This window comes from uncultured Blautia sp. (assembly GCF_902497045.1).
GTDB lineage: Bacteria > Bacillota > Clostridia > Lachnospirales > Lachnospiraceae > Blautia_A.
This window is the reverse complement of record NZ_CABVDF010000175.1, coordinates 1-6,095: the sequence shown is the minus strand read 5'-3', so window position 1 is coordinate 6,095 and position 6,095 is coordinate 1. Positions and strand designations below refer to the sequence as shown.

5 protein-coding genes are annotated in these 6,095 nt (G+C 44.4%); all 5 read right to left on the bottom strand.

The window, feature by feature from the left end:
- Positions 1 to 1,169: elongation factor Tu (gene tuf, locus RDS42_RS11390; protein ID WP_308783774.1), on the bottom strand; the 1,169-nt coding region annotated here is incomplete at its 3' end.
- Between the two features lie 118 nt (positions 1,170 to 1,287).
- A complete protein-coding gene (fusA, locus tag RDS42_RS11385; RefSeq protein ID WP_308783773.1) occupies positions 1,288 to 3,405 on the bottom strand; it encodes an elongation factor G in 2,118 nt (705 codons plus the stop codon).
- Between the two features lie 18 nt (positions 3,406 to 3,423).
- Complete coding sequence (rpsG, locus tag RDS42_RS11380; RefSeq protein ID WP_177297209.1) at positions 3,424 to 3,894, bottom strand: 30S ribosomal protein S7; 471 nt, start codon at positions 3,892 to 3,894, stop codon at positions 3,424 to 3,426.
- Positions 3,895 to 4,218: 324 nt separating this feature from the next.
- Positions 4,219 to 4,635, bottom strand: coding sequence for a 30S ribosomal protein S12 (gene rpsL / locus RDS42_RS11375; RefSeq protein ID WP_117674944.1), 417 nt, complete (start codon positions 4,633 to 4,635; stop codon positions 4,219 to 4,221).
- Positions 4,636 to 4,811: 176 nt separating this feature from the next.
- Complete coding sequence (locus RDS42_RS11370; protein WP_308783772.1) at positions 4,812 to 6,032, bottom strand: hypothetical protein; 1,221 nt, start codon at positions 6,030 to 6,032, stop codon at positions 4,812 to 4,814.
- Between the last annotated feature and the right edge of the window lie 63 nt (positions 6,033 to 6,095).

Below are 6,095 nucleotides of genomic sequence, written 5' to 3'. Positions count from 1 at the left end.
CCTGATCCTACAGTACGTCCACCTTCACGGATAGCGAATGTAAGACCCTGGCTCATAGCGATCGGATGGATCAGCTCGATTGTCATCTCGATGTTATCTCCAGGCATGCACATCTCTGTTCCTTCTGGAAGGTTGCAGACACCTGTTACGTCAGTTGTTCTGAAGTAGAACTGCGGACGATAGTTGTTGAAGAATGGTGTATGACGGCCACCCTCGTCTTTTGTCAGAACGTAAACCTGAGCTGTGAATTTTGTATGGCATGTGATTGTGCCTGGTTTAGCAAGAACCTGTCCACGCTCGATCTCGTTTCTCTGAACACCACGAAGAAGTGCACCGATGTTGTCACCAGCCTGAGCTTCATCAAGAAGTTTACGGAACATCTCGATACCAGTTACAACAACTTTACGTGTCTCTTCTTTGATACCAACGATTTCAACTTCCTCAGATACGTGAAGAACACCAGCCTCAACACGGCCTGTTGCAACAGTACCACGACCTGTGATAGAGAATACGTCCTCTACAGGCATAACGAAGTCTTTATCTGTATCACGCTTCGGATCCGGGATGTAGCTGTCTACTGCATCCATAAGTTCCATGATCTTGTCTCCCCACTTGCTGTTTGGATCTTCAAGAGCTTTCAGAGCGGAACCCTGAATAACCGGAATGTCATCTCCCGGGAAGTCATACTCGGAAAGAAGTTCACGGATCTCCATCTCAACCAGTTCAAGGAGTTCCTCATCGTCAACCATATCACATTTGTTCATGAATACAACAATGTAAGGAACACCTACCTGACGGGAAAGAAGGATGTGCTCTTTAGTCTGAGCCATAACACCGTCTGTAGCAGCAACAACAAGGATAGCGCCGTCCATCTGAGCAGCACCAGTGATCATGTTCTTAACGTAGTCAGCATGTCCTGGGCAGTCAACATGTGCATAGTGACGGTTCTCAGTCTCATACTCAACGTGTGCTGTAGAGATTGTGATACCACGCTCTCTTTCTTCCGGAGCTTTATCAATGTTCTCGAAATCTGTAGCAGAGTTACCAGCTACTCTCTCAGCCAGAACTTTAGTGATAGCTGCTGTAAGTGTTGTCTTACCATGGTCAACGTGTCCAATGGTACCAATGTTACAATGCGGTTTGCTTCTCTCAAACTTAGCCTTTGCCATTTTAAAATGTCCTCCTTAAAACTTGGCTCTTTCTATCAGAGCAGATTTTTTTAAAGTAAACTTGCTATCCTTGATTATATTGCAAATCAAGGATATTTGCAAGTATTTTATGAATCGATTAAGCGTCTTTCTTGGAAAGGATCTTTTCCTGTACGGACTTCGGAACCGGCTCATATTTCTCGAAGAACATGGAGTAGTTACCACGTCCCTGAGTTCTGGAACGAAGGTCTGTTGCATATCCGAACATTTCGGAAAGCGGAACGAAACCACGGATCATCTTACCGCCGCCGATATCGTCCATACCCTCGATACGACCACGACGGGAGTTGATATCACCGATAACATCACCCATGTAATCCTCCGGAGTAGTTACCTCGACTCTCATGATTGGCTCAAGAAGAATCGGGGATGCCTTCTGCATAGCATCTTTGAATGCAAGAGAACCTGCAATGTGGAATGCCATTTCAGAAGAGTCGACTTCATGGTAAGAACCGTCATATACGTTAGCATGGATACCAACAACCGGATATCCGCCAAGCTGTCCAGCCTTCATTGCCTCTTCGATACCTTCACCAACTGCCGGGATATATTCCTTCGGAATAGCACCGCCGACAACAGTAGACTCAAACTTGTACAGTTCTTCGCCGTTGGCATCCATAGGCTCGAATTTAACTTTACAGTGACCGTACTGTCCACGACCACCAGACTGTTTTGCATATTTGCTGTCAACTTCAACAGCCTTAGTAATTGTCTCTTTATAAGCAACCTGAGGAGCACCTACGTTAGCCTCTACCTTGAATTCACGAAGGAGACGGTCAACGATGATCTCCAGATGAAGCTCACCCATTCCGGCGATAATTGTCTGGCCAGTTTCCTGGTTTGTATGAGCGCGGAATGTGGGGTCTTCCTCTGCCAGTTTCACAAGAGCTTCGCCAAGTTTGCCCTGGCCTGCTTTTGTCTTAGGCTCGATTGCAAGCTCAATAACAGGTTCCGGGAATTCCATGGATTCCAGGATAACCGGATGCTGCTCGTCGCAGATGGTATCACCTGTACCTGTTACTTTAAATCCAACTGCTGCTGCGATATCGCCGGCATAAACTTTATCAAGTTCCTGTCTCTTATTCGCATGCATCTGAAGGATACGTCCTACACGCTCTTTCTTTCCTTTAGAGGAGTTAAGAACGTAAGAACCGGAGTTCATTGTTCCTGAATATACACGGAAGAAAGCAAGCTTTCCTACGAATGGGTCAGCCATGATCTTAAATGCAAGTGCTGCGAACGGCTCTTCGTCAGAAGAGTGTCTTACAATTTCATTTCCATCAAGGTCTGTACCTTCGATAGCCGGTACATCAAGAGGAGACGGCATGAACTCAATGATCGCATCAAGAAGCTTCTGAACACCTTTGTTTCTGTAAGCTGTACCACAGCAAACCGGAACTGCTGCACACTCGCATGTAGCTTTTCTCAATGTTGCTTTCATAGCTTCTACAGAAGGCTCTTCACCTTCCAGATACTCCATCATCAGATCGTCGTCAAGCTCACAGATCTTCTCTACAAGCTCTGTACGATACAGTTCTGCATCGTCCTTCATTTCTTCCGGAATATCAACGATAGAGATATCATCGCCCTTATCATCGTTGTAGATGTAAGCTTTCATCTCAAACAGGTCAACGATTCCCTTAAATTCATCTTCTTTACCAATTGGAAGCTGGATGCAGATAGCATTTTTGCCCAGACGGGTTTTGATCTGCTCTACAGCTCCGTAGAAATCAGCGCCGAGGATGTCCATTTTATTGATAAATGCCATTCTCGGTACGTTGTATGTGTCAGCCTGACGCCATACGTTTTCAGACTGCGGCTCAACGCCACCCTTTGCACAGAAAACGCCAACAGCGCCGTCTAATACACGAAGAGAACGCTCTACCTCAACAGTAAAGTCAACGTGTCCAGGGGTATCAATAATGTTGATACGGTGCTCAAGAGCTCCCGGTTTTGCCTTGCAGTTTTCCTGCAGAGTCCAGTGACATGTTGTAGCTGCTGAAGTGATTGTGATACCTCTTTCCTGCTCCTGCTCCATCCAGTCCATGGTAGCAGTACCTTCATGAGTATCACCAATCTTGTAGTTAACGCCGGTATAGTAAAGAATACGCTCTGTTGTTGTAGTTTTACCAGCATCGATATGCGCCATGATACCGATGTTTCTGGTTCTTTCTAATGGATATTCTCTTCCAGCCAATGGATTTTCCTCCTCTAATTAGAAGCGATAGTGAGCAAATGCTTTATTTGCCTCAGCCATCTTATGCATTTCTTCTTTCTTCTTAACAGATGCACCTGTGTTGTTCATTGCATCAAGAAGCTCGTTTGCAAGTCTCTCCTCCATTGTCTTCTCAGCTCTTTTACGAGAATAGGTGGTGAGCCAGCGAAGAGCCAGTGCCTGACGTCTGTCTGCTCTTACCTCGATCGGAACCTGATAAGTAGCACCACCGATACGTCTTGCTTTTACTTCAAGAAGAGGCATGATGTTGTTCATAGCTTCTTCAAAAACTTCGATAGCTGGTTTGCCAGCTTTTTCTTCTACTCTGGCGAATGCGCCGTATACAATCTTCTGAGCGACACCTTTCTTACCATCTAACATGATGTTATTGATAAGTTTGGTAACCACTTTGTTGTTGTACATCGGGTCTGCCAGAACGTCTCTTTTCTGAGTATGTCCTTTACGTGGCACGTTACTTCCCTCCTTAATCAATATGATTATATCATCGGTACTCACTTCAAAAACTAAGGTGTTCGCACTGGTAAAGTCCTATATTAACCCGCAACCGACAGGGTATATGGAATACCGTACAAATTTATAGCTGTTAGTGATTCTACAAATGATAGATAATGTTGTATCCCTGTCTTTCAGCAAGACGGGAACCTTCTCAATCGCCCTGCGATCGAAATTGATACCTTTAAAGTTCTCCCTGCCTTTCAGTAAGACGGGAACCTTCTCAAACACTTCGTGTTCGAGAAGTATCGCAAATTCCTTCGCTACGCTGCGAAATTTGCTTTATTTCTTTTTCGGTCTCTTAGCGCCGTATTTGGAGCGGGCCTGTTTTCTGTTTGCTACACCTGCAGTATCAAGAGTACCTCTGATGATATGGTATCTTGTACCAGGTAAGTCTTTAACCCTACCACCACGGATAAGAACAACGCTATGCTCCTGAAGGTTGTGTCCCTCTCCTGGAATGTAGCTTGTTACCTCGATTCCGTTGGAAAGACGAACTCTGGCGATCTTTCTAAGAGCGGAGTTAGGTTTTTTAGGGGTTGCAGTTTTAACTGCTGTACAAACGCCACGTTTCTGCGGTGCAGACTGCTCTACTGCTTTCTTTCTTAAAGAGTTGAATGTTTTCTGCAGAGCCGGTGCTGTAGATTTCTTTACAGTGGTCTGACGTCCTTTTCTTACTAACTGGTTGAATGTTGGCATTCCATTTCACCTCCCGATTGATTTCTCCATGGGTCTTCCATGGGGTTGTGCGGTTGCTATTTTTAAGTTTATACGCACAAAAAGAAATGCATTCCTATTGCACGCCTGCTCATTATATCCTGTAAAAATACGGCTGTCAAGGTGTTTTCTTTAAATTTAACCCAGGTTTTCCTATTTTATTCCATTTCCTCATACGACATCTCCCATATATCGGCAAATACTGCCAGTGGGCAGTCTGTCAGGAGACACATAAGAAGAAAGCACTCATATGGATTTACAATATAGATTTCGCTCATACCGCATTTATGAAGTACCTCCTGGATTTCTCCCAGAAAGTGACGGTATCTCTGATAGGGATCATCGTCCTGCATTTCCTGTGATACAATAAAAAATTCCAGAGTGATCAGATCAAACCTCTCTACCGGCAGCTTATGATTCATGATACTGTTGATTCTCTGGCGGCTGAAACGCTTCTGGCTGAAATGCTTTGCCAGAATAGATGCAGACATTTTTTTCAGATTCCCCATTTTATTTACCGGTATCCCGCTGCATATTACTTTTTCCACATCCGAGTCTGAAATATCTTCGGCTTTCCACATCTTTCCACGTTCTTTTTCCTCTTCATCTCCCTGGTACATGGCGGCAATGATTTCCTTTGCCCGGTTCAGAAGCCTTTTGAACTCCTGGAAAGCCTGACTTTTTTCTGACATGGGATCATCGGCTCCGGCTTTGACATAGGCCAGATACTGAAGCAGCTTCTCTTCTGTATCAAGACACAGGCCGCCGGAAAACACACGGGAAGCTTCCGTATAATCTTTATCCGGTTCCAGCTGCGCATACTCTTTTTTCAGCTCCTCCGCTTTATGGTAGCCATACTGACGGAAATAACAGTACCAGTATATTACCTCTTCCGGATTGTGAAAATCAAAATCCTGTTCCCGAAGTACACGGGTAAGAAAATCGGATACGTCATCAGCGCTCATTTTTAATCCAAATCCCAGCAGAAAAACAGTCTCCCTCTTCACAGAAGCCTGGGTAAGCCAGTTGTTTACCAAAGATGTCAGCTTTGTAGACGTAGGTTTCATGGATTTTGGAGTGCATGTTTCATGAAAAGACTCTATCACAATATCTCTGTAAATATCCTGAGTTACTTCGCCGTAAGGCTCCTCAAGACCTGCTCTCTCATAAATATACCGTTTCAGGTGATCCCCAAAGGACACAAGTTCCATTTCTTTATACAGGTAATGAAAGATCACATCTGCATCTTCATCCTCAAATCCTTCAAGACTGACAACCTGCCGAAATCGCTGGGCGGCTTTTCTTGTAAATTCAAATTCTTCTACTCTGTCAAACGCAACCGTCTGTTCAAAATCCAGATCCTTCATCCGGTTTTTCATCTTTTTCACTTGTATGATGTTTATAGAAGCTAAAACATCACCTTTTCCTTTCTTTTAGTAATG